Annotated in this window: 23 protein-coding genes; 10 read left to right on the top strand and 13 right to left on the bottom strand. The window is 69.1% G+C overall.

Translation table 11 applies throughout. The annotated features are described in order from the left end of the window. Positions 1 to 28 precede the first annotated feature (28 nt). Positions 29 to 1,342, top strand: coding sequence for a tRNA pseudouridine(54/55) synthase Pus10 (locus tag LI336_RS11975; RefSeq protein WP_227133368.1), 1,314 nt, complete (start codon positions 29 to 31; stop codon positions 1,340 to 1,342). A 124-nt stretch (positions 1,343 to 1,466) separates the two neighbouring features. Further along, positions 1,467 to 2,237 carry a hypothetical protein gene (locus LI336_RS11970; protein WP_227133367.1) on the top strand — a complete coding sequence of 257 codons (771 nt, stop codon included), beginning with the start codon at positions 1,467 to 1,469 and terminating at the stop codon, positions 2,235 to 2,237. Positions 2,238 to 2,317: 80 nt separating this feature from the next. Here LI336_RS11970 and LI336_RS11965 read toward each other — a convergent pair whose 3' ends face one another. Further along, complete coding sequence (locus LI336_RS11965; RefSeq protein WP_227133366.1) at positions 2,318 to 3,097, bottom strand: helix-turn-helix transcriptional regulator; 780 nt, start codon at positions 3,095 to 3,097, stop codon at positions 2,318 to 2,320. Positions 3,098 to 3,201: 104 nt separating this feature from the next. On the opposite strand from LI336_RS11965, the gene rnhB reads away from it, so the two are divergent. After that, positions 3,202 to 3,855 (top strand): ribonuclease HII, encoded by a 654-nt coding sequence (gene rnhB, locus LI336_RS11960; protein WP_227133365.1) that lies wholly within the window; start codon positions 3,202 to 3,204, stop codon positions 3,853 to 3,855. A gap of 41 nt (positions 3,856 to 3,896) precedes the next feature. Here the strand turns inward: rnhB and LI336_RS11955 are convergent, their stop codons facing one another. Further along, complete coding sequence (locus tag LI336_RS11955) at positions 3,897 to 5,489, bottom strand: preprotein translocase subunit SecD (protein WP_227133364.1); 1,593 nt, start codon at positions 5,487 to 5,489, stop codon at positions 3,897 to 3,899. Continuing rightward, a complete protein-coding gene (secF, locus tag LI336_RS11950; RefSeq protein WP_227133363.1) occupies positions 5,489 to 6,394 on the bottom strand; it encodes a protein translocase subunit SecF in 906 nt (301 codons plus the stop codon). The genes LI336_RS11955 and secF overlap by 1 nt, the downstream gene beginning before the upstream one ends. 207 nt (positions 6,395 to 6,601) lie before the next feature. On the opposite strand from secF, the gene LI336_RS11945 reads away from it, so the two are divergent. Further along, positions 6,602 to 6,934, top strand: a complete 333-nt coding sequence (locus tag LI336_RS11945; RefSeq protein ID WP_227133362.1) for a DUF7968 family protein — start codon at positions 6,602 to 6,604, stop codon at positions 6,932 to 6,934. A gap of 26 nt (positions 6,935 to 6,960) precedes the next feature. Here the strand turns inward: LI336_RS11945 and LI336_RS11940 are convergent, their stop codons facing one another. The 3 genes from LI336_RS11940 to LI336_RS11930 all read right to left on the bottom strand — a co-directional run bounded on the left by LI336_RS11940 (position 6,961) and on the right by LI336_RS11930 (position 8,635). Then, positions 6,961 to 7,437: a DUF5812 family protein gene (locus LI336_RS11940; RefSeq protein WP_227133361.1), complete on the bottom strand. Its 477-nt coding sequence runs from the start codon at positions 7,435 to 7,437 to the stop codon at positions 6,961 to 6,963. 66 nt (positions 7,438 to 7,503) lie between these two features. Further along, entirely contained in the window at positions 7,504 to 8,109 is a 606-nt protein-coding gene (locus tag LI336_RS11935; RefSeq protein WP_227133360.1) for a DUF8056 family protein, read from the bottom strand. A 49-nt stretch (positions 8,110 to 8,158) separates the two neighbouring features. Next, positions 8,159 to 8,635 carry a hypothetical protein gene (locus tag LI336_RS11930; protein WP_227133359.1) on the bottom strand — a complete coding sequence of 159 codons (477 nt, stop codon included), beginning with the start codon at positions 8,633 to 8,635 and terminating at the stop codon, positions 8,159 to 8,161. Between the two features lie 60 nt (positions 8,636 to 8,695). Between LI336_RS11930 and LI336_RS11925 the strand changes: the two genes are divergently transcribed. Continuing rightward, positions 8,696 to 9,994 carry a phosphoglucose isomerase-related protein gene (locus LI336_RS11925; RefSeq protein ID WP_227133358.1) on the top strand — a complete coding sequence of 433 codons (1,299 nt, stop codon included), beginning with the start codon at positions 8,696 to 8,698 and terminating at the stop codon, positions 9,992 to 9,994. Between the two features lie 284 nt (positions 9,995 to 10,278). After that, entirely contained in the window at positions 10,279 to 11,055 is a 777-nt protein-coding gene (locus LI336_RS11920) for a CPBP family intramembrane glutamic endopeptidase (RefSeq protein ID WP_227133357.1), read from the top strand. A 39-nt stretch (positions 11,056 to 11,094) separates the two neighbouring features. On the opposite strand, the gene LI336_RS11915 is transcribed toward LI336_RS11920, so the two are convergent. Then, on the bottom strand, positions 11,095 to 11,553 hold the full coding sequence (locus LI336_RS11915; protein WP_227133356.1) for an NOB1 family endonuclease: 459 nt from the start codon (positions 11,551 to 11,553) through the stop codon (positions 11,095 to 11,097). A gap of 5 nt (positions 11,554 to 11,558) precedes the next feature. Further along, on the bottom strand, positions 11,559 to 11,804 hold the full coding sequence (locus LI336_RS11910) for a PRC-barrel domain-containing protein (protein WP_227133355.1): 246 nt from the start codon (positions 11,802 to 11,804) through the stop codon (positions 11,559 to 11,561). Between the two features lie 179 nt (positions 11,805 to 11,983). Between LI336_RS11910 and infB the strand changes: the two genes are divergently transcribed. Then, on the top strand, positions 11,984 to 13,792 hold the full coding sequence (gene infB / locus LI336_RS11905; protein ID WP_227133354.1) for a translation initiation factor IF-2: 1,809 nt from the start codon (positions 11,984 to 11,986) through the stop codon (positions 13,790 to 13,792). 119 nt (positions 13,793 to 13,911) lie between these two features. Here infB and LI336_RS11900 read toward each other — a convergent pair whose 3' ends face one another. Then, complete coding sequence (locus tag LI336_RS11900) at positions 13,912 to 14,379, bottom strand: GNAT family N-acetyltransferase (protein ID WP_227133353.1); 468 nt, start codon at positions 14,377 to 14,379, stop codon at positions 13,912 to 13,914. Positions 14,380 to 14,493: 114 nt separating this feature from the next. On the opposite strand from LI336_RS11900, the gene LI336_RS11895 reads away from it, so the two are divergent. The 3 genes from LI336_RS11895 (at position 14,494) to LI336_RS11885 (ending at position 17,271) form a co-directional block, all read left to right on the top strand. After that, on the top strand, positions 14,494 to 15,150 hold the full coding sequence (locus LI336_RS11895) for an alpha/beta hydrolase (RefSeq protein ID WP_227133352.1): 657 nt from the start codon (positions 14,494 to 14,496) through the stop codon (positions 15,148 to 15,150). 113 nt (positions 15,151 to 15,263) lie between these two features. Continuing rightward, positions 15,264 to 16,322: a PAS domain-containing sensor histidine kinase gene (locus LI336_RS11890; protein WP_227133351.1), complete on the top strand. Its 1,059-nt coding sequence runs from the start codon at positions 15,264 to 15,266 to the stop codon at positions 16,320 to 16,322. A gap of 124 nt (positions 16,323 to 16,446) precedes the next feature. Beyond that, positions 16,447 to 17,271 carry a DUF502 domain-containing protein gene (locus LI336_RS11885; protein WP_227133350.1) on the top strand — a complete coding sequence of 275 codons (825 nt, stop codon included), beginning with the start codon at positions 16,447 to 16,449 and terminating at the stop codon, positions 17,269 to 17,271. Positions 17,272 to 17,355: 84 nt separating this feature from the next. Here the strand turns inward: LI336_RS11885 and LI336_RS11880 are convergent, their stop codons facing one another. The 4 genes from LI336_RS11880 to LI336_RS11865 all read right to left on the bottom strand — a co-directional run bounded on the left by LI336_RS11880 (position 17,356) and on the right by LI336_RS11865 (position 21,619). Next, positions 17,356 to 17,754: a DUF5811 family protein gene (locus LI336_RS11880; protein WP_227133349.1), complete on the bottom strand. Its 399-nt coding sequence runs from the start codon at positions 17,752 to 17,754 to the stop codon at positions 17,356 to 17,358. A gap of 91 nt (positions 17,755 to 17,845) precedes the next feature. Then, a complete protein-coding gene (locus LI336_RS11875; RefSeq protein WP_227133348.1) occupies positions 17,846 to 18,322 on the bottom strand; it encodes a pyruvoyl-dependent arginine decarboxylase in 477 nt (158 codons plus the stop codon). A 197-nt stretch (positions 18,323 to 18,519) separates the two neighbouring features. Continuing rightward, a complete protein-coding gene (locus LI336_RS11870) occupies positions 18,520 to 20,706 on the bottom strand; it encodes an elongation factor EF-2 (RefSeq protein WP_227133347.1) in 2,187 nt (728 codons plus the stop codon). A gap of 187 nt (positions 20,707 to 20,893) precedes the next feature. Beyond that, positions 20,894 to 21,619, bottom strand: coding sequence for a hypothetical protein (locus LI336_RS11865; protein WP_227133346.1), 726 nt, complete (start codon positions 21,617 to 21,619; stop codon positions 20,894 to 20,896). Between the last annotated feature and the right edge of the window lie 87 nt (positions 21,620 to 21,706).

Below are 21,706 nucleotides of genomic sequence, written 5' to 3'. Positions count from 1 at the left end.
TAACGCCGTGAACGCTTGCGTTCTCCCAATGGACGTACTCGCTACCGCGCGCGACCTGCTCGCGACGGGGCCGCTCTGTGACGCGTGCCTCGGCCGGCCGTTCGCGGACCGGAGCTTCGGGTTGACGAACGACGAGCGCGGGAAGAGCCTGCGCGTCGCCGTCGCGCTCGCCGACGATGACCCCCACGAGCCACCCGAGCGCGACGCGTGCTGGGTGTGCGAGGGCCTCACCGGCCAGTACGACGACTACGCCGAGCTCGCCGCCGAGAGCGTCGAGGGCGTCGACTTCGCGACGTACCAGGTCGGGACGCGAGCGCCGCCGCTCGTCGAGGAGAACGACCGCCTCCTGCGCGAGGACGCCGGCATGGAGCCGGACGCGGGCGAACTGTTCAAGTCCGAGTTCAACCGCGAGGTCGGGAAGCGCTTCGGTCGTCTCACCGAGACCGAGGTGGACTTCGACCGGCCGGACGTGCTCGCCATCCTCGACCTGGACGCGGCGGACGCCGACCCGTCGACGCACGCGGTCGACGTCCAGGTGAACCCGGCGTTCGTCTACGGGCGGTACAAGAAACTGGAGCGGGACATCCCGCAGACGGAGTGGCCGTGCCGCGAGTGTGGCGCGAGCGGGAAGCAACTCGGCGACGACGGCGAGGAGCCCTGCGACCACTGCGGCGGAAGTGGCTACCTCTACGACGACAGCGTCGAGGGGTACGTCGCCCCGCACGTCCTGGAGGCGATGGACGGCTCGGAGGCGGTGTTCCACGGCGCGGGCCGCGAGGACGTCGACGCGCTGATGCTCGGCGACGGCCGACCGTTCGTCGTCGAGGTGAAACACCCCGGCGTGCGCGACGTCGACGTGGACGCGCTCGAGGAGGAGATCAACGACGCGGCGGACGGCGCGGTCGCGGTGCAGGACCTGGCGCTCGCCGAGCACGACATGGTCGAGCGCGTGAAGGAGCTCGACGCGTCGAAGACGTACCGCGCCGAGGTCGAGTTCGGCGCGCCCGTGACCGCCGACGAACTCGAGGGCGCGCTCGAGGACCTCGAGGGCGCGACCATCACCCAGCACACGCCCCAGCGCGTCGACCACCGGCGCGCGAGCATCGACCGCACCCGCCAGGTGTACGCCGCGAGCGGGGAGCTGGTGGACGAGACGCACGCGACCGTGGACGTCCACGGCGAGGGCGGGCTCTACATCAAGGAGCTCGTGAGCAGCGACGACGGCCGGACCGAGCCGAGTCTCGCCGGGCTGCTCGGCGTCGACGCCGTCGTCACCGCGCTCGACGTCCTCAGCGTCGAAGGCGAGGACGAGGCGTTCGCGACCGACGACCACCTCAAGTAACGCGTCGACCGCCTCGACGACGCCACCGCTACCAGACCGCCTCGACGACGCCACCGCTACCAGGGGACAGCGGCGCCCTCGTGTGATTCCGAACGTACGTACCCGCGCCAGTCGAACGACGAGTGTGACCTCGACCGATGGCGACGGCGATGGCGTCAGTGGTGACGGAACCGACCGACCGCACGGCGACCGGGCGGTGTTGGCGCTCGCTCGCGAGGACTGGCGAGCGGCCGCGGACGCGTACGTGCAGGCGGCGTTCGCGACGTTCGCGGGCTACGAGGGCTTCGGGTACGGCGCGTTCGGCGACCGCACCGAGGTCGGCGTGGCGGTCGCGGACCTCTGTCGCGCGAGCGTCTGCCATCGGCTCGCGGGCGCGACCGACCGGGCGCGGAACCGCGCGGCCCAGGGGGCGCTCGTCGCCGCGGACGCCCGCGACCACGTCGCGAGCGAGCGCGTGGACGAGGCCGCGTGCGAGGAGTTCGTGGGCGTCTGTCGCGTCCTCGCGGACGACCCCGACGAGGCGGCCGCGGCGTTCGACCGCGCCCGCGACGCCTACGCGGACGCCGCCGTCGACGACCCGGCGGCCGCGACGACCCGCCCCATCCAGCAGGCCGGCACCGACCTCCTCACGCACCTCTCCCGGCCGGACGACGTCGCGTGGGACGACGTCCACGGGACCGGCGGGGACGCGCTCGGTCGGCGCGTGCGCTTCCTGCGGTCGAAGGTCCCGGAGTTCGTCGCCGCTCGCGACCGCGAGGGGAAGCTCCACGCCGCACGCGCCTCCACGGAGTACAACACGAACTACCGGTGTCCCGCCTGCGATGCGACCGACGTCAACTACCACTCGCCGGCCGTGCTCTGTCTGCGCTGTAGCGCCGTCGTCGAGGAGCGCTAACCGGCCCGTCGCCACGAGCGGTCGCGAGCGAGCCGGTATCCGAGCGCCGCGCAGTGCCGTGCGGCTGATTCGGCCATCGATCAGCGCCGTGCGGTGGGTTCGAGCGCCTCGACCGGGGTCGCGGTCCGCCAGTGGTGCTCGAAGAACCGACGGCCCCAGTCGCGCGCCCGGTCGGAGCGGGCCAGCAGCTTCTCCTCGGGGTCGTGCGTGCCGTCCTCGCGCGGGAGCGCGACCAGGGTCGTCTCGTCGGTGACGAGCACGGTCACGCCGGGGTCCGCGACGCGAACCGTCGGGTTGTCCGCGTCCCAGTCCGCGTTCTCGCGGCCCTCGACCTCCTCGAGGACCGACGGCGCGAGCACGAGCCGGACGTCGGCGTCGGCGGCCGTCCGTTCGAGCGCCGCCGCGTACCGGTCGTGATATATCGGGGTGGCGAGCGCCACGCGGTCCGCGCGCTCGATGACGTCCACGACCCGACTGAGGACGCGGAACGGCTCCGACGCCGGCGACTCCAGTACTTCGGCGCCCGCGAGCGCGCCGAGGGACGCGCGGAACGGCTCCGGGAGCGCGTCCGGGTCGTGGGTCACCCAGTACTCGGCGTGCGTCGACAGGACCTCGCCGGCTCGTTCGCGGTCGGCGACGTAGTCCGCGACGAGGTCGCCCAGCCCCGTCGTCTCCCAGCGCCGCGACCGCCCCTCGCGGAGGAGGTCGCGGTCCCGGAGTTCGTTCAGCGCGTTGTACACCGCGGACTTGCTCGCGTCCACGTCGTCCAGAAGGTCGCGTCGCTGCCGGGGGCGCTCGCTGAGTTCCGCGAGCACCGTCTGCCTGACCGACGACGCGAACACCGCATCGAAAACGCCCATGTATGTACGGACGTGAACACCCCAGAAAGTAAGTTTATTCCATCCTTTTGTTGAGAGAATGGGAAACGGGAACGGTGAAGTGCGTCCCCGACCGAACCCGGGGTATGCGATTCGGCGCCGACGAAGCCGGCAAGGGCCCCGTCCTCGGGTCGATGTTCGCGGCCGCGGTCGCCGTCGACGACCCCGACCGCCTCCCCGACGACGTCGACGACTCCAAGCGACTCGCCGTCGACGCCCGCGAACGCATCGACGCCGACCTCCGCGCCGACGACCGCGTCCGCGTCGCGGTCGCGGAGATCACGCCCGCACGCATCGACGACCCGAGCACGGACATGAACACGCTCACCGTCGCCGCCCAGGCCGACGCCATCTCGCAGGTCGCCAACGACGGCGACACCGGTATCGTCGACGCCGGCGATACCAGCGAGAAGCGGTTCGCGCGCCGCGTCACCGAGCACGCCACCGTCGACGTCGACGTCACCGCCGAACACGGCGCCGATTCGACACACCCGATCGTCGCCGCCGCCAGCGTCGTCGCGAAGGTCGCCCGCGACGCCCACGTCGCCAGGCTCGCCGCCGAGCACGACCTCGGCGACGACGACGTCGGCTCCGGCTACCCGAGCGACCCGACGACGCGCGCGTTCCTCGCCGATCACGTCGACGCCCACGGCGACCTCCCCGCGTTCGCCAGAGCGTCCTGGAGCACGTGCGAGGACCTCCTCGCCGCCGCCGAACAGTCCGGACTCGACGACTTCTGAACGCCACGACGGACGAACCGAGAAGAACCGACCGCGAGCGCTTACTTGTCGCCCGTCACGAGCGCACGGAGGATGTCACCGTACGCCGGCCGCGTCACGAGCACCCCGATGAGGACACCGAGAATCGTGATGATCGCGAACCCGCGGAGGTCCCCGAGACTGAGGACCGCGAGCGGACTCATCGCGACGATGGTCGTCGCCGCCGCCGCACCGATGACCCAGAACGCCTTCCGGAACCGCGACTGGAACACGCGCTGACTGGACACCTTCTCGGCCATCACCTCGTCCGCGATGATGATGAGGTCGTCCACCCCCGTCCCGATGACCGCGATGAACCCAGCGATGTGACTCAGGTCGAGCGGGAGCCCGACGATCGACGCGAACCCGAGCAGGAGCGCGACCTCGCTGAGTGCAGTGACGACCATCGGCGCCGCGACCGTCGCGTTACCGTACCGGATGTACACCGTGAACGACACCGCGAGCACCGCGACGATCGCCGTGATGAGCGCGTTCAGCTTGAACTGGTCCGCGAGCGCGCCCTCGAGCGTGAACGTCTGGCGCTGGTCGAGGTCGAGCGGCGCCGGGAGCGCACCCGCCTCGATGTTCGTCTGGATGCGCTGGGCTTCGCTCTGGTTCCCCGCGGTGAAGAAGAACCGCGGGTCGTTCGCGAACTGCTCGCTCCGGATGGTCTGAGCGAGCCGTCCGTCCATCGAGAACGCACCCTTCACGTCACCGTTCACGACCGTCAACAGACAGTAACCGTCGTCGTTCCGCGTGCGCGTCGCCGTCGCGTTCGCCGGACACGACTGGTAGTTCCGGTCGCTCGTGAACCCGACGCTGTTCAGGATGTTCTGGAAGCGCGTCCCGCCCTGCTCGGTGAGCTTCACGGGGACCTCCCAGCCGGACCCGGCCTCCGACCGCCGCGGCGGGTCGACCGTCCGGATGCCGTTCGCGTCCACGAGCACATCCTCCTGCATCGACTCGTTACCCGGATACCGGACCGTGAGCTGGACGAGCCCACGCTCGTCGAGGAGTTCGACGAGGGCCTCCGGCTCGCGGTTCGGCGCCTCGACGACGACGTACCGCTGTCCGTTCGCCGCGGACGCGACCGTCGCCGTCCCACCGGACAAGCCGGTCGCGTCGAGCTTGCTCTGGATGCTCGACGCCATCCGCGCGTACGTCTCCGGCGACGGGTCGTCGCGGACGTGCTCGGTCGTCACCTGCGACCCGTCGATGCGCGCGATCCCCTGTGCGCGCAACACGTCCACGAGTTGCTCCGCGGTCACGGAGTCGTTGAACACCTCGACGACGTGCCCCTCCTCGGTCCGGCAGTCGACGTTCGACGCCGTACAGTCCCGGACCGCGACGTCGAGCGACGGGACACCGAGGCTCTCGGAGACGTTCCGCACGACGTCGTCGTCAGCGCGCTGCACGTCCAACTGGGTCGCGCTCATCCCCGTCACGGGCGTCCGGATGCGCGTCCCACCGTTCAGTTCGAGGCCGTACTGGAGGTTCGTCGGCCCCGTCACCTCGCCCTCGCTGAGCGTCGCCGACGGCACGAACAGCACGATCGCGCTCAGCGACAGCATCACGACGAGCAGCACCACGCGCCAGTTGCTACGGAGGTCGGCCATCAGTTACCCACCTCCCCGAGCTTGTACCAGCGAAGGAGACTCAAGTTCAACATGTACGTGTTCAGCAGGTCGGTCGCGAGCCCGAGGACGAGCACGATACCGATCGACGCCATCAGCTCGATCCCGAACAGCCACGCCGTCACCGCCATCACCGCCATCGCGGAGAGCGACGTGAGCGTCATCGTCACACCGGTCCGCATCGCGCGAGCGGTGCTCTCGTAGAACCCGCCCTCGCGCCGGAGGATGTGGTTGTTCAGGAGGATGTCGGAGTCGACGGAGTACCCGATGAGCATCAGGAGTGCGGCGACCGTGCCCAGCGAGAGGTTGATGCCGACGAGCCCCATGATGGCGAGCGGGATCGCGATGTCGGAGAACGCGGAGATGACGATCGCGACGGACGGAACGAACGACCGGAACAGTGCGAACGCGAGCACGCTCATTCCGGCGAACGCGATGGTGATCCCGACGAGTGCGGTGTTCTGCGCGGACGACGCGAACCGCGGCGTCGTCGACTGCCGGGACTGCACGACCGCGCACTCCTCGACGTCCGAACACGTCGGCTCCAGGTTCGCTCGCGCCTGTTCGGCGAGGATGCTCCCGTTGGTGCTATCGCCCGTGTCGGCGAACGTCACGATGTACTGTGGTTCGGCGGTCCCGGCGGCGGCCTGGATGTTCGCCGGTTGCACGTCGAACGCCGCCGCGAGTTCGCCGCGGGGCGTGTCGGTCTGCACCGTCAACTCTGTCCCACCTGTGAAGTCGATACCCAGCGGCACCGGTGTCCCAGTGGTCACCCACAACGCGGCGAGAACCACCAGCGCGACGGCCAACAGGACAAGCGGGATGGCCGCGAGCTGGCGGTTCGAGTACCGCTCGTAGTCGACCTCCGGTACCTCGAACTTGCTCATGCCGCCCGGTCCGCCGCGGGCGAAAGTAAGCCTTCTTATCTCTCTTTCTCTCGCGGCGACCGACGCCGACGATTTCTCCGGGGAATCATCGCCATCCGTATCACCCCGACTCCCGCACCGCCACACCGACTCCCTCACAGGCGTGGCTTCGCGCGGCCGGCGTCATCGCGACGCACGCTTTTGTCCGCCGACCCCGTACCGTGAGGTATGACGACCGCTACGCGCGTGGTGCTCTCGTACCCGATGGACCTCTCTGACTGGAGTCGCCAGCAGGTGGATACCGACCACTTCCACGCCTGGCTGCGTCGCGTCCACGACGACGTCGAACGCGGCGACGAGTGGATCGAGTTCGTCGACATCGGGTGCTGTGGGAGCACGTACGACGTCCCGCTGCGCGTCGAGGAGGTACAGGGCGGCGACCGCATGGGCCCCGATACGGAGATCGAGTACACGGTCCGCGAGGCCTGCGACGTCGGCGGCGGCTGGAAGGTTCAGAGCGCGGACGGCCCCGCGCCGTACGCGAGCGAAGAGAGCGAGTAGCGACGCGACACGCCCGCTCGTCGCGTTCAGTCGGGCAGGTAGCGGACGTTCAGGACGCCCGTCTCGGTGTCGCGACGCACCTCGACGCGGACCGCGCCGACGCGACCCGCTCGCGCGACCGTCTCCTCGTCCGCGATGACGTCCTGTGCGGCCTGCTCGGTGTCCTCGGGCGGCACCGAGAGGACGTGGAGTTCGCCGGTACCGGCGCGTTCGATGCGCTCGACGTCGCCGACGTCGAGGTCCTCGGCGGTCTCCATCGCCTGCGTGGTCGGCGACAGGTCCGTGTCGACGACGTCGACGTGGTGCGCGTAGTCGACGTCGACGAGTTCGTACACGACGTCCATCGGCGGCACCGGCTTCACGGTCGCACCCACCACCATCTCCGGCTCGAACTCGCGGTCGTTGTCAGCGAGCGTGTACACCTGGCCGGCGTCCACGTCGCGTAGCACGGCGCTCTCGGCGTCCGCCTCCGTCACGAGGAAGGTCGCGGTCGTCTCCGTCATACCCACGGGTAGCGCCTCGGTGGCCTTCCGGGTTTCGTCACGCACTCGCGAGCGTGCGGCGCGGGCTCACGTGCTCGAGGTCTTGTGCTGGCGGTCGAGGAGGTACATCGCGACGCCGACGAGCGCGGGCGGGAGGATGCTCGAGAGCGGCGGCATCGCGTAGAACACGCTGATAAGTGGTGCGAACAGCCCGCTCGGGTCGGGGCGCGTGGTGACCTCGCCGTCGAGCGTGAACTCGGGCGGCATCGAGATGACCGCGGCGACGTAGAGTGCGACGAAGTACACGAACCCGAGGAGCGCCATCCGGCGGTCGAAGCGAGCGTCGCCGCGACCGCGGCGGTGCTCGCGCGCGACGAACAGGACCGGGGCGACGATGGGGGAGACGACCGCGAGCGCGACGAACACGTAGAACGACCGGACGAACGTGAACGTCCCACCGCCGGCGCCGAGCGTGTTCGACACCGCGACCGTCACCGCCGCCGCGAAGAAGAACGCGAGCAGCGTCGAGAGCAGCCCGCTCACGGTCGCGTACAGCTTGAACAGCCGCGAGTCGCTCTCGCGGAGCGCGTACGGGAACGCCGTCAGGAGCCCGCCGTACGTGCGGCCGTCGCTCCCGGCGTCGTCGTCGCTGCTCCGAGCGTCCTCCGCGGTCGCGACGCCGTCCTCTGTCATCCCTCGACGCTTGGGGCGAGACGGGCAAAAGCGGCGTGGTTGCCGTCGCTCACGCGTCGTCCTCTCCAGCCAGTCGGACGGTCGCGAGGACGACCGCGGTCAGGGCCGCCAGCGGACCAGTGCCGGTCGGACTCCACACGAGGTGGACCGTCGAGCCGTCGGGGACGTCGACGACGAGGCGACTCCCGGCCTCGAACGGTGCTTCCTCGTCGCGCATGCAGTGAGCGATCGGCTTCCGTTCCGGCGAGTTCGCTCGCGTCAGGTAGAGCTCCGACGGGTCGACGGCCTCGCCGCCCACGTGGACGAACCACGTCGTCGTCGCCTCCTCGACGGGGCCGATGCCGCAGTCGGGGCCGGTGTCGCTGACGTAGTGACCGGGCTTCGCGTCGACGATCGCGTCCGGGGCGTCGAGCAGCCAGCCGGCGGAGACGGTCGGACGCACCGCGGCCGCCAGTCCACCGACGGCGGTCGCCGCCGCGCCCGCGACCACGAGGAACAGGCGTCGCCGCGAGAACGAGGGAGGCATCGACGGAGAGGACACGCGGTGATGGCAAGAACCTTGTCGCCGCCGAGCGGTCGTTCGCGCATGCAAGTGGACATCGCGAACGCGCTCGCCGACACCGCGTCACCCGGCATCGGGCGGGACGCGCTGGCGCGCCTCGACGACCAGGTCGCGGCCGCACACGACCGCATCGAGCAGGGTATCGACGCCCGCGAGCACGGGTACGCGGCGCTCGCGCTCCCCGAGGACGTCGACCTCGATTCGATCCGGGAGACGACGGCGGGGTTCGCGGACACCGGGACGCTCCTGAACGTCGGTATCGGCGGGAGCGCACTCGGCGCGGCGACCATCACGGACGCGCTCGCCAGCGAATCGGACGTGGACGCGTACTACCTCGACAACGTCGACCCCGAGTGGGTGACCGAACTCCTCGACGACGTCGACCTCGCGTCGACGACGGTGAACGTCGTCTCGCGCTCCGGGACGACCGCGGAGACGCTCGCGAACTTCCTCGTCGTCCGCGACGCCATGCGGGACGCGGGCGTCGACTGGACCGACCGCACGTTCGTCACCACGGGCGAGGACGGGCCGTTGCGGCGGCTCGCGGACCGTCACGGCCTCCCGAGCCTGCCCCAGCCCGATGGCGTCCCGGGGCGGTTCTCCGCGCTGTCGACCGTGGGCCTGGCGGCGGCGAGCGTCTGCGGGCTCGACCTGGACGCGCTCGTCGCCGGCGCCGCCGAGCAACGCGCGAAGCTCGGGCCGAGCCTGCACTCGAACCCGGGGTACGCGTACGGCGCGATGGCGTACGCGCTCGACTGCCGTGGTGCGAGCGTGAACGCGATGATGCCGTACGCCGAGAGCCTGGAGACGTTCGCGGAGTGGTTCGCGCAACTCTGGGCGGAGAGCCTGGGCAAGGACGGCCTCGGGCAGACGCCGGCGCGAGCGCTCGGCGCGACCGACCAGCACTCCCAGCTCCAGCTCTACCGCGCCGGCCCGCGCGACAAGCTCGTGACGCTCGTCCGACCCACCGAGCGCGACGACCACGACATCCCCGAGAGCGACGCCGAGGAGCTCGCGTACCTCGAAGGCACCGGGCTCGGCGAGCTCATGGACGCCGAGTTCGAGGCGACCGAGGCGAGCCTCGCCGCCGCCGGCCGCCCGAGCGTCCGCGTGGAGCTCGACCGCGTCGACGAGCACGAACTCGGCGCGCTCCTCTACAGCATGGAGGCCGCGTGCGTGCTCGCCGGCGAACTCTACGGCGTCGACACGTTCGTCCAGCCCGCCGTCGAATGGGGGAAGAACGCCGCCAGAGGGCTGCTCGGCGAAGGCGACTACGACGAAGCCGACGCCGTCGCCGCCAAGGACGAACTGACTATCGAGTGACTTACTGACTGCACCAGCATCCGGCGGCCCCCAGGCCGCCGGTTCTTCCTCTCCCCGCTCGCACCAGCGTCCGGCGGCCCCCAGGCCGCCGGTTCTTCCTCTCCCCGCTCGCACCAGCGTCCGGCGGCCCCCAGGCCGCCGGTTCCGTTCCCTCGCCGCGGCTGTGGTCAACTGATTGCTCGCACCAGCATCCGGCGGCCCCCAGGCCGTCGGTTCCACTTGCTCGCGGGAGTCGGACTCGCGTAACGGAAGGGCCTATGTCGGCGGAGGCGCTACGGGCGAGCATGTCCGTCGAGTCGCGCGGAGCGTGGTCGCCGGGTCGGTTCGTGGCTGCGGCGCTCGCGATGGCGTTCGTCGGCGCGGTCGGTATCTTCGCCATCGCGGTCTGGCAGACGGTCCTCATCGGTGTCGTCACCGACGTGGTCTGGGAGCCGCCGCTGTCGGGGGCGCGCCAGCAGATCGTGTCGACGGTCGCGCTCGGGCTGGCGACGACGATGACCGCCGGTATCTATCTCGCGTACACGAACCGGTCGCTGTCGTTCCTCGACGTCCGGACGCCGACGCTCCGCGAGGTCGCGTGGGCGGTCGGCGGCCTCGTCGCGTTGTTCGCGCTCCTCCAGGTCATCTCGATCGCGTTCGAGACGTTCGGCATCTCCACGAGCCAGCACTCGACGACGCAGGCCGCGGAATCTGAGCCGTCGCTCCTGCTCCCGCTGGTCCCGTTGAGTCTCCTCATCATCGGACCAGGTGAGGAGCTCCTGTACCGGAACATCGTCCAGAAGTCGCTGTACGAGCACGCGCCACGCTGGGCGGCCGTCCTGACCGGGAGCGTCATCTTCGCGCTCGTCCACATCCCTGCGTACTCCACGGGCGGCACCACCGGCGAACTCGTCGCGACGCTCGCGGTCGTGTTCACGCTCTCGCTCGTCCTCGGCACCGTCTACGAACGCACCGAGAACCTCCTCGCGCCCGCGTTCGTCCACGGGAGCTACAACGCCATCCTGTTCGGGTTCGACTACATCGAGAAGACCGCCGGACTCGTCGTCCCGACCCTCCTCTGAGGACACCGCCGCCAGGAGACCGACGACCGACGCCGAGCGCTAGCTCGGGTTCTTCCGCGTGAGGTCGCTCCCGCAGATCGGGCAGCGGTCCTTGTTCTCGTCGAACTCGCGTCCACAGCCAGCGCACTGGAACTTCCAGTCGCGTTGCTCGCTGATGCCGTCGCGCGCGATAACCTCGACGCGCACGTCCAGTCGCTCGGCGACGTTCTGCATCGCGTAGTCGTCCGTGACGAGCGTCGCGTCCAGTTCGAACGTCGCCGCCACCAGGCGGACGTCGGTATTCGAGAGCTCCGCGAGGTCACCGGTCTCGCGCGCGGCGCGCTCCACGCGCTCGACGGTTCCGGCGTCCGGGATGTGGATGCGCATCCCCGCGCCCTCCATCGCGTCGAACCGATACCCGCTCTCGTCGGTGAGTTCCTCGCGGACGAGCGGAATCGTCGCGATGTCGTCCTCGGAGTGATACTCGTTGATGAACGCAGAAGAATCCAGGACCTTCATCCGAGCTAGCGGTCGACGACGATGTAGTCCTTCACGGCCTGCACGCGCGACACCGGCACGCGGAAACGGCCCTGTTCGTCCCGGTCGTAGTCGATGGTTCGCGTCGGCGTGTCCTCGTCGGGCTCGACGATGAGATCGTGGAGTTCACCGCTCTTCAGGTCCATCGTGACGTTGTACAGCGCGCCGAGTTCGGTGCCGTCAGACCCCATGACGGCCTTGTCCGAGATGTTCTCGGCCAGTATATTGGGCATACCCACCCGTACCGAACGACGGCTATTAAACGCCACGGGGTCGTCAGCCGCACGGCAGCCACCGTCGCGTGGCGACGAAGACGTCGTCGAATACGGTGATGGCGCCCGAACGCGGACGCATACGGCAATCTTAAATGCCGGCGCGAGAAGGTTCTGAGTATACCTTCTGGGTGGTCACCATGTCGGACTCATCGGACGCCGGCGACCCCGGCACAGACACGCTACGCACGCCCATCGTCGCCGTCCTCGGTCACGTCGACCACGGCAAGACGAGCTTGCTCGACAAGGTCCGCGGGTCCGCGGTCATCGAGGGCGAGGCAGGTGCTATCACCCAGCACATCGGTGCGACCGCGGTGCCGCTCGACGTCATCTCTGACATCGCCGGGTCGCTCGTTGACCCGACCGACTTCGACCTTCCGGGACTCCTGTTCATCGACACGCCCGGCCACCACTCGTTCACGACCCTCCGGTCGCGCGGTGGCGCGCTCGCGGACATCGCCATCCTCGTCGTCGACGTGAACGACGGCTTTCAGCCCCAGACCATCGAAGCGCTCGACATCCTCAAACGCACGCAGACGCCGTTCGTCGTCGCCGCGAACAAGGTCGACACCCTCCCCGGCTGGAATCCCGTCGAGGACGCCCCCATCCAGCAGTCCATGGAGACCCAGTCCGACCGCGTCCAGCAGCAACTCAACCAGGAACTGTACGAGATCGTCGGTGAACTCAGCGACCACGGGTTCTCCGCGGACATGTACTGGCAGGTGCGGAACTTCCAGCAGAACGTCGGCGTCGTCCCCGTGAGCGCGATGACTGGCGAAGGCGTCCCGGACCTCCTGACGGTGATGATGGGGCTCGCGCAGCGGTACATGAAGGACGAGATGCAGGTGGACGTCGGCGGGCCCGGTGTCGGTACGGTACTGGAGGTCAAGGACGAGAAGGGGTTCGGGACGACCATCGACATCGTGCTCTACGACGGGACGATCCGCGCGGACGACGTCATCGTCGTCGGCGGCGAGAACGACCCGATCGTGACCGAAGTGCGGGCGCTCTTGCAGCCGCGGCCGCTCGCGGAGATACGCACCGAGAGTCGGTTCGAGCAGGTCGACGAGGTCGTCGCGGCGGCCGGTATCAAGGTCGCGGCGCCGGACCTGGACGAGGCGATGTCGGGCGCACCCATCCGGGTCGTCCGCGACCGCCCCGTCGAGGAGGTCGAGCGCGAGGTGCGGAGCGAGCTCGCGGAGATCGCGGTCGAGACCGCCGAGGAGGGCGTGGTCGTGAAGGCGGACACGCTCGGGAGTCTGGAGGCGATGGCGAACGCGCTCGAGGAGGCCGAGATACCTATCGTGCGCGCCGAAGTCGGTGCGGTCGCGCCGCGCGACGTCTCGGTCGCATCGACCGCGGACGAGGACACGAACAAGACCATCCTCGCGTTCAACGTCGACGTGCTCGACGACGCGCGCCGGCGCGTCGAGGAGAGCGACGTCCAGATCTTCGGGAGCGACGTCATCTACCAGCTCGTCGAGGAGTACGACGAGTACGTCGAGGCGATCGAGCGCGAACAACAGGAGACGGTGCTGGACAACATCACGCGACCCGCGCGCTTCCAGCTCCTCATGGACCACACGTTCCGCCAGAACGACCCGGCGGTCGTCGGCACGGAGATCCTCTCCGGGACGGTCAAGAACAACATGAACGTCGTGAAGTTCGAGGGGAACGAGCCGACGCGCGTCGGCCAACTCAAGGGCATCCAGGAGAACGGCGAGGACGTCGACGAGGCTCGCGCCGGCTCCCGCGTCAGCCTCGCCATCGACGGCCCGACCGTCGGCCGTCAGATCGAGGAAGGCGATGAACTCTGGATCGAGATCCCCGAGAAGCACGCGAAGATTCTCGAACAGGAGTTGAAGGAGGAGATCCCGATGGACGAACGCGAAGCGCTCAACCAGTACCTCGAGAAGCAGCGGAAACGCGACCCGTTCTGGGGGAAGTAACTGGTCGCAGGAGCATACGGCCGCCGCCAGGCGGCCGTTTCAGTGTTATCGTCTCGCCGCCAGGCGGCGGCTTCGCGAGTTCGGTGACGGCTCTCCACCTGTTCGGTGCAGTTTGACGCTCAGTCGAGTGGTTTCGCGTACGTCACCTGTTTTTGGTCGTAGTCGCGGTCGCGGTAGAACTCGCGTGCGGGTTCGTTCTGCCATTCGGCGGAGACGGTGACGTAGTCGCGGTCCTGGTCGCTGGCGAGGGCTTCGACGTGGTCGACGAGTGCGGTGCCGTGGCCGTTGCCGCGGTGCGGTTCCTTGACGTAGAGGTCGACGATGTCCGCGTAGCGGCCGTGTTCGCGCGAGGGTCGTTCGCCGAGTTCGACGACGAGGAAGGCGACGGGTTCGTCGTCGGCTTCGCGGAGGAAGATCCGGCGGTCGTCGCGCTCCAGCATGTCCGCGAAGGCGTCGACGGCGTCTTCGGCGACGCCGTCGCGGAGTTCGTTCAGCGGCGAGTACTGCTCCATCTGTTTCGCGAGCGGGTACCAGAAGTCGGTGGCGAGCAGTTCGGCGTCGTCGTGGGTGGCGGCGCGGATGACCATGTGCGTGCTGGCGACGCGGTCGTCGTAAGCGTTCGCGTGGTGTGTGGCGTGCTCGCAGGCGAGTCCGTCAGTGCGGCGAGGGTATTTGTGTCGGACACGGCACCGTTCGAGTCCATGCCGCTCGAGCAACTGGACTTCGAGGTCGACGGCGCAACGCACGAGGGTCGGTTCGTGACGCCGCCCGCTGGCGACGCGGACACCTGCGTGGTCGTGGTTCCGGGCGCGGGCCACGGGCCGTTCGGGAACATCTTCGACATCGCGATGTACGAACTCGCGAACGCGGGCGTCGCCTCCTTCCGCTACGAGTCGTGGACGACCGGCGAGGAACTCGACGCGAAGACGCTCGCGGAGTTGCACGCGGAGCTGGCGGCCGCGGTCGACCTCGTCGACGACCGCGTGTCGCTGCTCGTGAAGAGCTTCGGTGGCCGGGTCGCGTTCACGGCGTTCCCGGATGGCGTCGAGCGCGTGCTCGGGTGGGCGCCGGCGGTCGTGTTCGCCGACGAGTCCGGGCTCGACGACCAGCGCGACGTCCCGCTCGGTGACCTCGAGGACGGGCTCGACGTCGCGCCCGACGACGTCGCTGGCGTCGACGTCCCGGTGACGCTCCTGTATGGCGACGAGGACCACTTCTATCCCGAGCCCGCCGAGGCGCTCGCGGACGCCCTCCCCGACGCCGAGTTGCGCGTCCTCCCAGGGGAGAATCACTCGTTCAACGAAGGCCGGCGGACGGTCGTCGCGGAGACGATCGCGGCGCTGGCCCCCGGCCGTTGACGGCGGGCACCCCAGGAGCGCCGGCCGCGAGGCGCGGTAGGGCGCTCGGGTCCGGGTTGGAGTCGCCGAAGTAGTATTGTAGTAGTAACGCATACTTGCATATAGTGATAGGTATGGGTGAGCGACAGGGGGCGACCGGCGGGGAGACGACACGTGAAAGAGCGATCGACGCCGCCGGCGTGGCGTGGTGGGAGTACGACGTCGAGACGGGCGCGTTCGCGTTCGACGACCGGAAGGCGACGCTCGCCGACTACGACCCCGCGGCGTTCGAGACCGTCCAGGACTTCGCGGCGCTCGTCCATCCCGGCGACTACGACGCGGTCGCGGCGGCGTTCGACGCGGTCGTCGACGGTAACGGCGACACCTACGACGTCCAGTACCGGCTTCGGGCCGCCGACGGCAGCTACCGCTGGCTCCGCGACGTCGGGAACCGGAGCGACGTCGACCCGACGCTCGTCAGCGGCATCACGCTCCCCGCCGCCGCGCAACGCGAACGCCAGCGCGTCCTCGAAGACCGGAACGAGGCGCTCGCGCTCGTCAACCGCATCGTCCGCCACGACATCCGGAACGACCTGAACGTCCTCGAAGGCTGGCTCGAACTCATCGCCGAAGACCCCTCGCTCGCGACCCCGGACCGACTCGAAGAGCTCCTGACCGTCGTCGACGAATCCACCACGCTCACCGAGAGCATCCGCGACGTCGTCACGATGATCGAATCGGACGACGACGACGTCGAGACCGAGCCCGTGCCCGCGCGCAGCGTCGTCCTCGAAGAGGTCGAGCGCGCCCGCGCCGCGTACCCCGACGCGACCCTCGACGTCGGCGACCTCCCCAGCGTGAACGTCGTCGCGAACGCCCTCCTCACGTCGGTGTTCCGGAACCTCATCGCGAACGCCATCGAGCACGCCGACCACGACGACGTCACCGTCACCGTCGACGCCGCGGTCGACGGCGACGACGTCACGTTCACCGTCGCCGACGACGGCCCCGGCATCTCCGACGACCGGAAAGCCGTGCTGTTCGACGCCACCGCGAGCACCGTCGACCGCCTCGACCACGGCCTCGGCCTCTACCTCGTCCACGCACTCGTCAGCGCGTACGGCGGCACCGTCGCCGTCGCCGACAACGAACCGACGGGCACCACCGTCACCGTCACCCTCCAAGCTGCCTGACGCGACCACGCTTCGCCCGACTCCCTCGCCCGACCACCCCTCGCTCGACCATCCCACGGTGGACGGGCGACGCCCATCGCGCGTAGGCCCCTCGCTTAGGTGCCTCCCAACCGACCGTGGTCGTATGTCAGATAGTGACAGGATTCCGGGGTCCGGGGTGGAGACCGCACGCGAAGCCAGTCAGTCCGCGTACCAGCACGCGCTCGACGTCCTCACCACTGGCGTCGTCACGCTCCTCCCGATCGTCGTCACCGTGTACGTCCTCGACGCCGCGTTCGGCATCATTTTCAGCGTCCTCGAACCAGTCCTGAAGGTCCTCGCGCACTTCGGATTGCTCTCGGTCGTCCAGCAGAACGTCGTCGTCGCGTTCCTCGTCGAGGTCGGCATCTACGAGAGCGCCGCGGACTTCGTCGGCGCCATCACCGCCTTCCTCATCCTCGTCGCCGTCGTCGTCGTCGTCGGTACCGTCGCCCGGAACCGTTACGGCGAACGGCTCGTCGACCTCTTCGACTTCCTGTTCGCGTCCATCCCCGGTATCGGGAGCGTCTACCGCGCGTTCCGCCGCATGGGCGACGCGATGATCGAGAGCGAAGCCGAGAACTTCCGCTCCGTGAAACTCGTCCAGTACCCCACCGAGGGCAGTTACATGATCGCGTTCGAGACCGCGACCACGCCCGCGAACGTCCGCGGCGCAACCGAGACCGCCGCCATGCGGACGCTGTTCGTCCCACTCGCCCCGAACCCCGTCATGGGCGGGTTCCTCGCGCACTTCCCCGAAGGGGAGGTGCTCGACGTCGACATGAGCGTCGAAGAGGGCATCCAGGGGCTCGTCACGAGCGGGATGGCGATGGACGCCGACGGCTTCTCGCCCGCCGAACTCCGCGAGTTCGGCCTCGACGACGACACCGTCGCCGCACTCGAGGACGACCAGCCCGACGTCGACGCCTGACCCGACGTCGACGCCTGAACCCGCGGCGGTGCCGAACGCCGTCGCTCGCCGTCGAACGAACGAGAAGAACGAGAACCCGGGCGTCTATCGGGCGGTCGGCGTCACCGACCCCTGCAGCGCCTGCTTCACCTGGAACGCCGCGCTCGCCGCGAGACCACGAGCGACCTCCGCCTGCTCGTCCGCGTCGATGAACGGCTCGTCGAGGTCCAGGTCCTCGACCTCCGGCGTGAACCCCGCACTCACCGGATCCCCGACCGGCGGTTGGACCGCGATCCGCGCCTGCGGTCCCGCAACACCCTGATGAACGTCGCCGTCGACGATGTACTCCTTCGGGAGGAACTCGCGCGTCCGGGCCGCGATAGCCGACACGTCGCGTCGGAGCGCGCTCTTCTCCGCCCTCGACAGCTCCGGCACGTCCTCCGCGTTTCGCTTCCCGGCCTGCGTGATCCCCGGCAGTCCAGCGTACGGCGTGTTTCCATTCATCGCAGAACTACCACTCCTACGCGCCAGCCGAGTGAAAAAGGTTCGGTCGAGGTAGTTCCAGCGAGGGCGGGAGACGCCACCACGGAGCACCTCAGACGAGCGCGTCCGCGGTGCCGTACACCGCGAGCACGACCGCCGTCGTGTGCGTGCCCGGCTCGACCTGCGCCGACTGCACGCGAACCCGCGGGTCGTCGAACGCCCACCCCGACCGCAACTCCTCCCCGGCCGCGATACCCTGCCGGACGCGCTCCTCGACGTCCGCCGCATCCGTCGGGCCCGCCGCCTCGTAGAACAACCCGCCGTCGGGCGACTGCGCCCACGCCAGGCCCGCCGAGACGTGCCCGGGGTCGGTCGCCGTCGCCCGCGCCTCCACGACCGTCAACCGCCCACCGACCTCGCCGAGGTCCCCCGCGGTCCCAACTGCCTCCACGTCCGCACCCGGCGGCAGCATCGACGACACCGTCACCAGATTGTAGTTGTGGACGCCCGCGTCCGCGAGCGCCGCGTCGTAACTCGCCATCGCCGTCGGGCCAGTCCCGCTCCCCCAGACGACGCGAATCGCTTCCATACCCGTACTCGCGCCGGCACCACGTTGTGGGTTCCGATTCACGCCGACGAGCACCCCACACCAGCCAGCGACGACAGCTCCACACCAGCCAGCGACGACAGCTTCACACCAACTACCGATTCCATCGACGCGACCGCGAACGCAGTCGCTCCGGGACGAAGAACGAAGAGAGAGGACCGCCAGCGAACGACGGTAGCTTAGATGTAGTCGACCTGCTCGTACAGCTCGAGCTTCATTCCCTTGCGCTCGCGGATCTCCATGATCTGCTCGCGCTGGAGGTTGTCCGCCATGAACTGGAACCCGGAGTTCTCCGTGTTCCACGACGCACGACCCTCGGTTGCCGAACGGATGTCGGAGGAGAACCCGATCATCTCCTCGACGGGCGCCTCGCCCTCGACGACCATGAGGTCACCCTCCTGGTACATGTCGTCGACGCGGCCACGGCGACCCTGGATCTCGCCGGAGGCCGCACCCATGTGCTCGTTCGGGACGTCGATGCGGACGTCCTGCATCGGCTCCTTGAGTCGGACCTTCCCCTTGACGAGCGCGTTGTGGACCGCGTTCCGGACTGCGGGAATGACCTGCGCCGGACCACGGTGGATGGTGTCCTCGTGGAGGCGCGCGTCGTGCAGCCGGATGAGTGCGCCCTCGACGGGTTCCGCGGCGAGCGGGCCGTCGTCGAGCGCCTCCTGCATCCCTTCGACGACGAGTTCCATCGTCTCGTTGAGGTGCTGGATACCCTTCGTCTCGTCGACGAGGACGTTCGTCCGGTGGATGGTCTCCACGTCCTGGCTCGTGTCCTTGTCCATGCCGGCCTCCTGGAGTGCCTCGCGGCGCTCCAGTTCGGGCATGTCCATCGAGATGTTCCCGTGCTTGATGCTCTCGACGATATCGTCGGCGAGCGGCTCGATCTCGAGGTAGAAGCGGTTGTGGCGGTTCGGGGAGATGCCCTCGACCTCGCCACTGTTCTGCTGGATGGCCTCGCGGAACACGACGATCGGCTCACCGGTGTTCACCGGGATGCCCTGGTTGCGCTCGATACGCTGGGTCTGGACCTCGAGGTGGAGCTCGCCCTGTCCGCTGATGAGGTGCTCGCCCGTGTCCTCGTTGATCTCGATCTGGATCGTCGGGTCCTCCTTGGACACCTGGCGGAGCGTCTCGATGAGCTTCGGCAGGTCGTCCATGTTCTTCGCCTCGATGGACTTCGTGATGACCGGTTCGCTGATGTGGTCGATGGACTCGAACGGCGTCATCTCGACGCTGGAGACCGTCGACCCCGCGATGGCGTCCTTGAGGCCGGTGACGGCGGCGATGTTCCCCGCGGGAACGTGCTCCACTTCCTCGCGCTCGCCACCCATGTAGATCCCGACGGACTGCACGCGGTTCTTCCCGGCCGTCCCGGAGACGTACAGCTCCTGGCCCTTCTCGAGCGTCCCCGAGAAGACGCGGCCCGCGGCGATCTCGCCGGCGTGCGGGTCGATACCGATGTCGGTCACCATGAGGACGACCTCGCCGTCCTCGTCGACGAGACGCATCGTCTCCGCGAGCTCGCTCTCGTCGTCACCACGCCAGATGCGCGGGATGCGCATCGGCTGCGCCTTGACGGGGTTCGGGAAGTGCTCGCAGACCATGTCGAGCACGACGTTCGACAGCGGCGTCTTCTCGTGGAGTTCCTGGCGCTTGTCCGCGCGCTCCATCTCCATGATGTCGCCGAAGTCCATGCCGGTGCGCTGCATCGACGGCATCGAGACGCCCCACTTGTAGAGCGCGGACCCGAAGCCGACGGTGCCCTCTTCGACGCTGACCGTCCAGTCGTCGACGTCGTCCATCTCCTCGGTCATCCCGGCGATGAGGTCGTTGACGTCGCTGATGACGGAGAGGAGGCGCTTCTGCATCTCCTCGGGGCCCTCCTGGAGCTCGGAGATGAGGCGGTCGACCTTGTTGATGAACAGCGCCGGCTTCACGCCCTCGCGGAGCGCCTGCCGGAGCACCGTCTCCGTCTGGGGCATCGCGCCCTCGACGGCGTCGACGACGACGAGCGCACCGTCGACGGCGCGCATCGCTCGCGTCACGTCGCCACCGAAGTCGACGTGGCCGGGCGTGTCGATGAGGTTGATGAGGTGGTTGGTGTCCTCGTACTCGTGGGTCATCGAGACGTTCGCCGCGTCGATGGTGATTCCACGCTCTTGCTCGTCCTCCTCGGTGTCCATCGCGAGCTGCTGGCCCGCGGTGTCGTCCGAGATCATCCCGGCGCCGGCGAGGAGGTTGTCGGTGAGTGTCGTCTTGCCGTGGTCGACGTGCGCGGCGATGGCGATGTTCCGGATGTTCTCCGGTTTGTCCATCAGCCGTTCGCACTGTTCGACGATCTTCTTACGTCGGCCCATTGGTGTTGGATACCGTCACGGCGTGTAAAAGTATGCTGTTTTCGATTCGCGTCGAGTCCGTGAGACCGCGGTTTTCGGGGGTCTGAGAACCCCTCAGTGCGTCAATGGTACGCACGGTTCGAGGGGTGAGGGGAGGGTGGTCGTCGGCGCGGCCGGCGGGGTGGCGGCCGGCCGCGGGGCGTCGCGGTCAGGCGAGTGCTGCGGCGACGAGGTTCCGCATCGCTCGCGGTCCGTTCTCGACGACCGCTCGCGGAAAACGCCGCCGCGAGGCGTCGAGGGCGTCCGCGAGCGCGGCGGCGGCGTCGTCGAACACGCCGTCGCCGTGCCCGACGAGGACTCGGTCGGGCGAGAAGCCGGCGAGGGCGTCGCGTGGCGGGAGCAGGCGGGCGTAGAAGATGACGCCGAGGCGTTCGTCGCCGACGACGAACGGGTCGGCGGTCCCGAGCGATTCGGGGACGTAGAGCGTGCGGTCGCGGTCGCGCCAGCAGACCGCTTCGGTCCAGGCACCCATCGGCGAGACGCCGTGGAGCGAGACGTCGGTGCTCGGCAGGCGGTCGTCGGCGCGCTGGACGTCGACGTCGACGCCTGCGGGCTGCTCGAGGTGGTCGAGCGCGCGGTCGACGCCGGCGGGAACGGTGACGGGGACGTCGTACCGGGCGGCGACGGCGGCGGCGTCGCGTGCGTGCCAGCCGGCGCAGACTGCGACGCCCGCGACGCTCGCGGCCGCGTCGTCTCCGGGGCCGCGTTCGGCGATGACGTCGTCGAGGCCGGGCGCATCGAGCGGGTCGAGCAGCCAGAGGCCGTCGTCGGTGCGGAGCGCGTGACTCGTCCGTGCGAGCGAGTCGTCGCCGGCGGTCCGCCAACCGAAGCCACCGTCGAACGCGTCGACGACCGCGAGCGAATCCAGGGGCATGCGTCGACGTGGCGACCGCCGAACGCATAACGACACCGGGACCCGGTCACGCCTCGTGGCCCGGAACGGCGAGAAGCGTTATGTCGG

The sequence above is a fragment of the Halorubellus salinus genome (assembly GCF_020567525.1).
GTDB lineage: Archaea > Halobacteriota > Halobacteria > Halobacteriales > Natrialbaceae > Halorubellus > Halorubellus salinus.
Note: the sequence above shows the minus strand (reverse complement) of the source record. Positions and strands in the feature narration are given on the sequence as shown.

Excerpts from the sequence above, each read along its gene's own strand:
- LI336_RS11975 (WP_227133368.1), top strand. The coding sequence starts at position 29 with ATGGACGTACTCGCTACCGCGCGCGACCTGCTCGCGACGGGGCCGCTC.
- LI336_RS11965 (WP_227133366.1), bottom strand. The coding sequence starts at position 3,097 with ATGGGCGTTTTCGATGCGGTGTTCGCGTCGTCGGTCAGGCAGACGGTG.
- rnhB (WP_227133365.1), top strand. The coding sequence starts at position 3,202 with ATGCGATTCGGCGCCGACGAAGCCGGCAAGGGCCCCGTCCTCGGGTCG.
- LI336_RS11955 (WP_227133364.1), bottom strand. The coding sequence starts at position 5,489 with ATGGCCGACCTCCGTAGCAACTGGCGCGTGGTGCTGCTCGTCGTGATG.
- secF (WP_227133363.1), bottom strand. The coding sequence starts at position 6,394 with ATGAGCAAGTTCGAGGTACCGGAGGTCGACTACGAGCGGTACTCGAAC.
- LI336_RS11945 (WP_227133362.1), top strand. The coding sequence starts at position 6,602 with ATGACGACCGCTACGCGCGTGGTGCTCTCGTACCCGATGGACCTCTCT.
- LI336_RS11940 (WP_227133361.1), bottom strand. The coding sequence starts at position 7,437 with ATGACGGAGACGACCGCGACCTTCCTCGTGACGGAGGCGGACGCCGAG.
- LI336_RS11935 (WP_227133360.1), bottom strand. The coding sequence starts at position 8,109 with ATGACAGAGGACGGCGTCGCGACCGCGGAGGACGCTCGGAGCAGCGAC.
- LI336_RS11930 (WP_227133359.1), bottom strand. The coding sequence starts at position 8,635 with ATGCCTCCCTCGTTCTCGCGGCGACGCCTGTTCCTCGTGGTCGCGGGC.
- LI336_RS11925 (WP_227133358.1), top strand. The coding sequence starts at position 8,696 with ATGCAAGTGGACATCGCGAACGCGCTCGCCGACACCGCGTCACCCGGC.
- LI336_RS11920 (WP_227133357.1), top strand. The coding sequence starts at position 10,279 with ATGTCCGTCGAGTCGCGCGGAGCGTGGTCGCCGGGTCGGTTCGTGGCT.
- LI336_RS11915 (WP_227133356.1), bottom strand. The coding sequence starts at position 11,553 with ATGAAGGTCCTGGATTCTTCTGCGTTCATCAACGAGTATCACTCCGAG.
- LI336_RS11910 (WP_227133355.1), bottom strand. The coding sequence starts at position 11,804 with ATGCCCAATATACTGGCCGAGAACATCTCGGACAAGGCCGTCATGGGG.
- infB (WP_227133354.1), top strand. The coding sequence starts at position 11,984 with ATGTCGGACTCATCGGACGCCGGCGACCCCGGCACAGACACGCTACGC.
- LI336_RS11900 (WP_227133353.1), bottom strand. The coding sequence starts at position 14,379 with ATGGTCATCCGCGCCGCCACCCACGACGACGCCGAACTGCTCGCCACC.
- LI336_RS11895 (WP_227133352.1), top strand. The coding sequence starts at position 14,494 with ATGCCGCTCGAGCAACTGGACTTCGAGGTCGACGGCGCAACGCACGAG.
- LI336_RS11890 (WP_227133351.1), top strand. The coding sequence starts at position 15,264 with ATGGGTGAGCGACAGGGGGCGACCGGCGGGGAGACGACACGTGAAAGA.
- LI336_RS11885 (WP_227133350.1), top strand. The coding sequence starts at position 16,447 with ATGTCAGATAGTGACAGGATTCCGGGGTCCGGGGTGGAGACCGCACGC.
- LI336_RS11880 (WP_227133349.1), bottom strand. The coding sequence starts at position 17,754 with ATGAATGGAAACACGCCGTACGCTGGACTGCCGGGGATCACGCAGGCC.
- LI336_RS11875 (WP_227133348.1), bottom strand. The coding sequence starts at position 18,322 with ATGGAAGCGATTCGCGTCGTCTGGGGGAGCGGGACTGGCCCGACGGCG.
- LI336_RS11870 (WP_227133347.1), bottom strand. The coding sequence starts at position 20,706 with ATGGGCCGACGTAAGAAGATCGTCGAACAGTGCGAACGGCTGATGGAC.
- LI336_RS11865 (WP_227133346.1), bottom strand. The coding sequence starts at position 21,619 with ATGCCCCTGGATTCGCTCGCGGTCGTCGACGCGTTCGACGGTGGCTTC.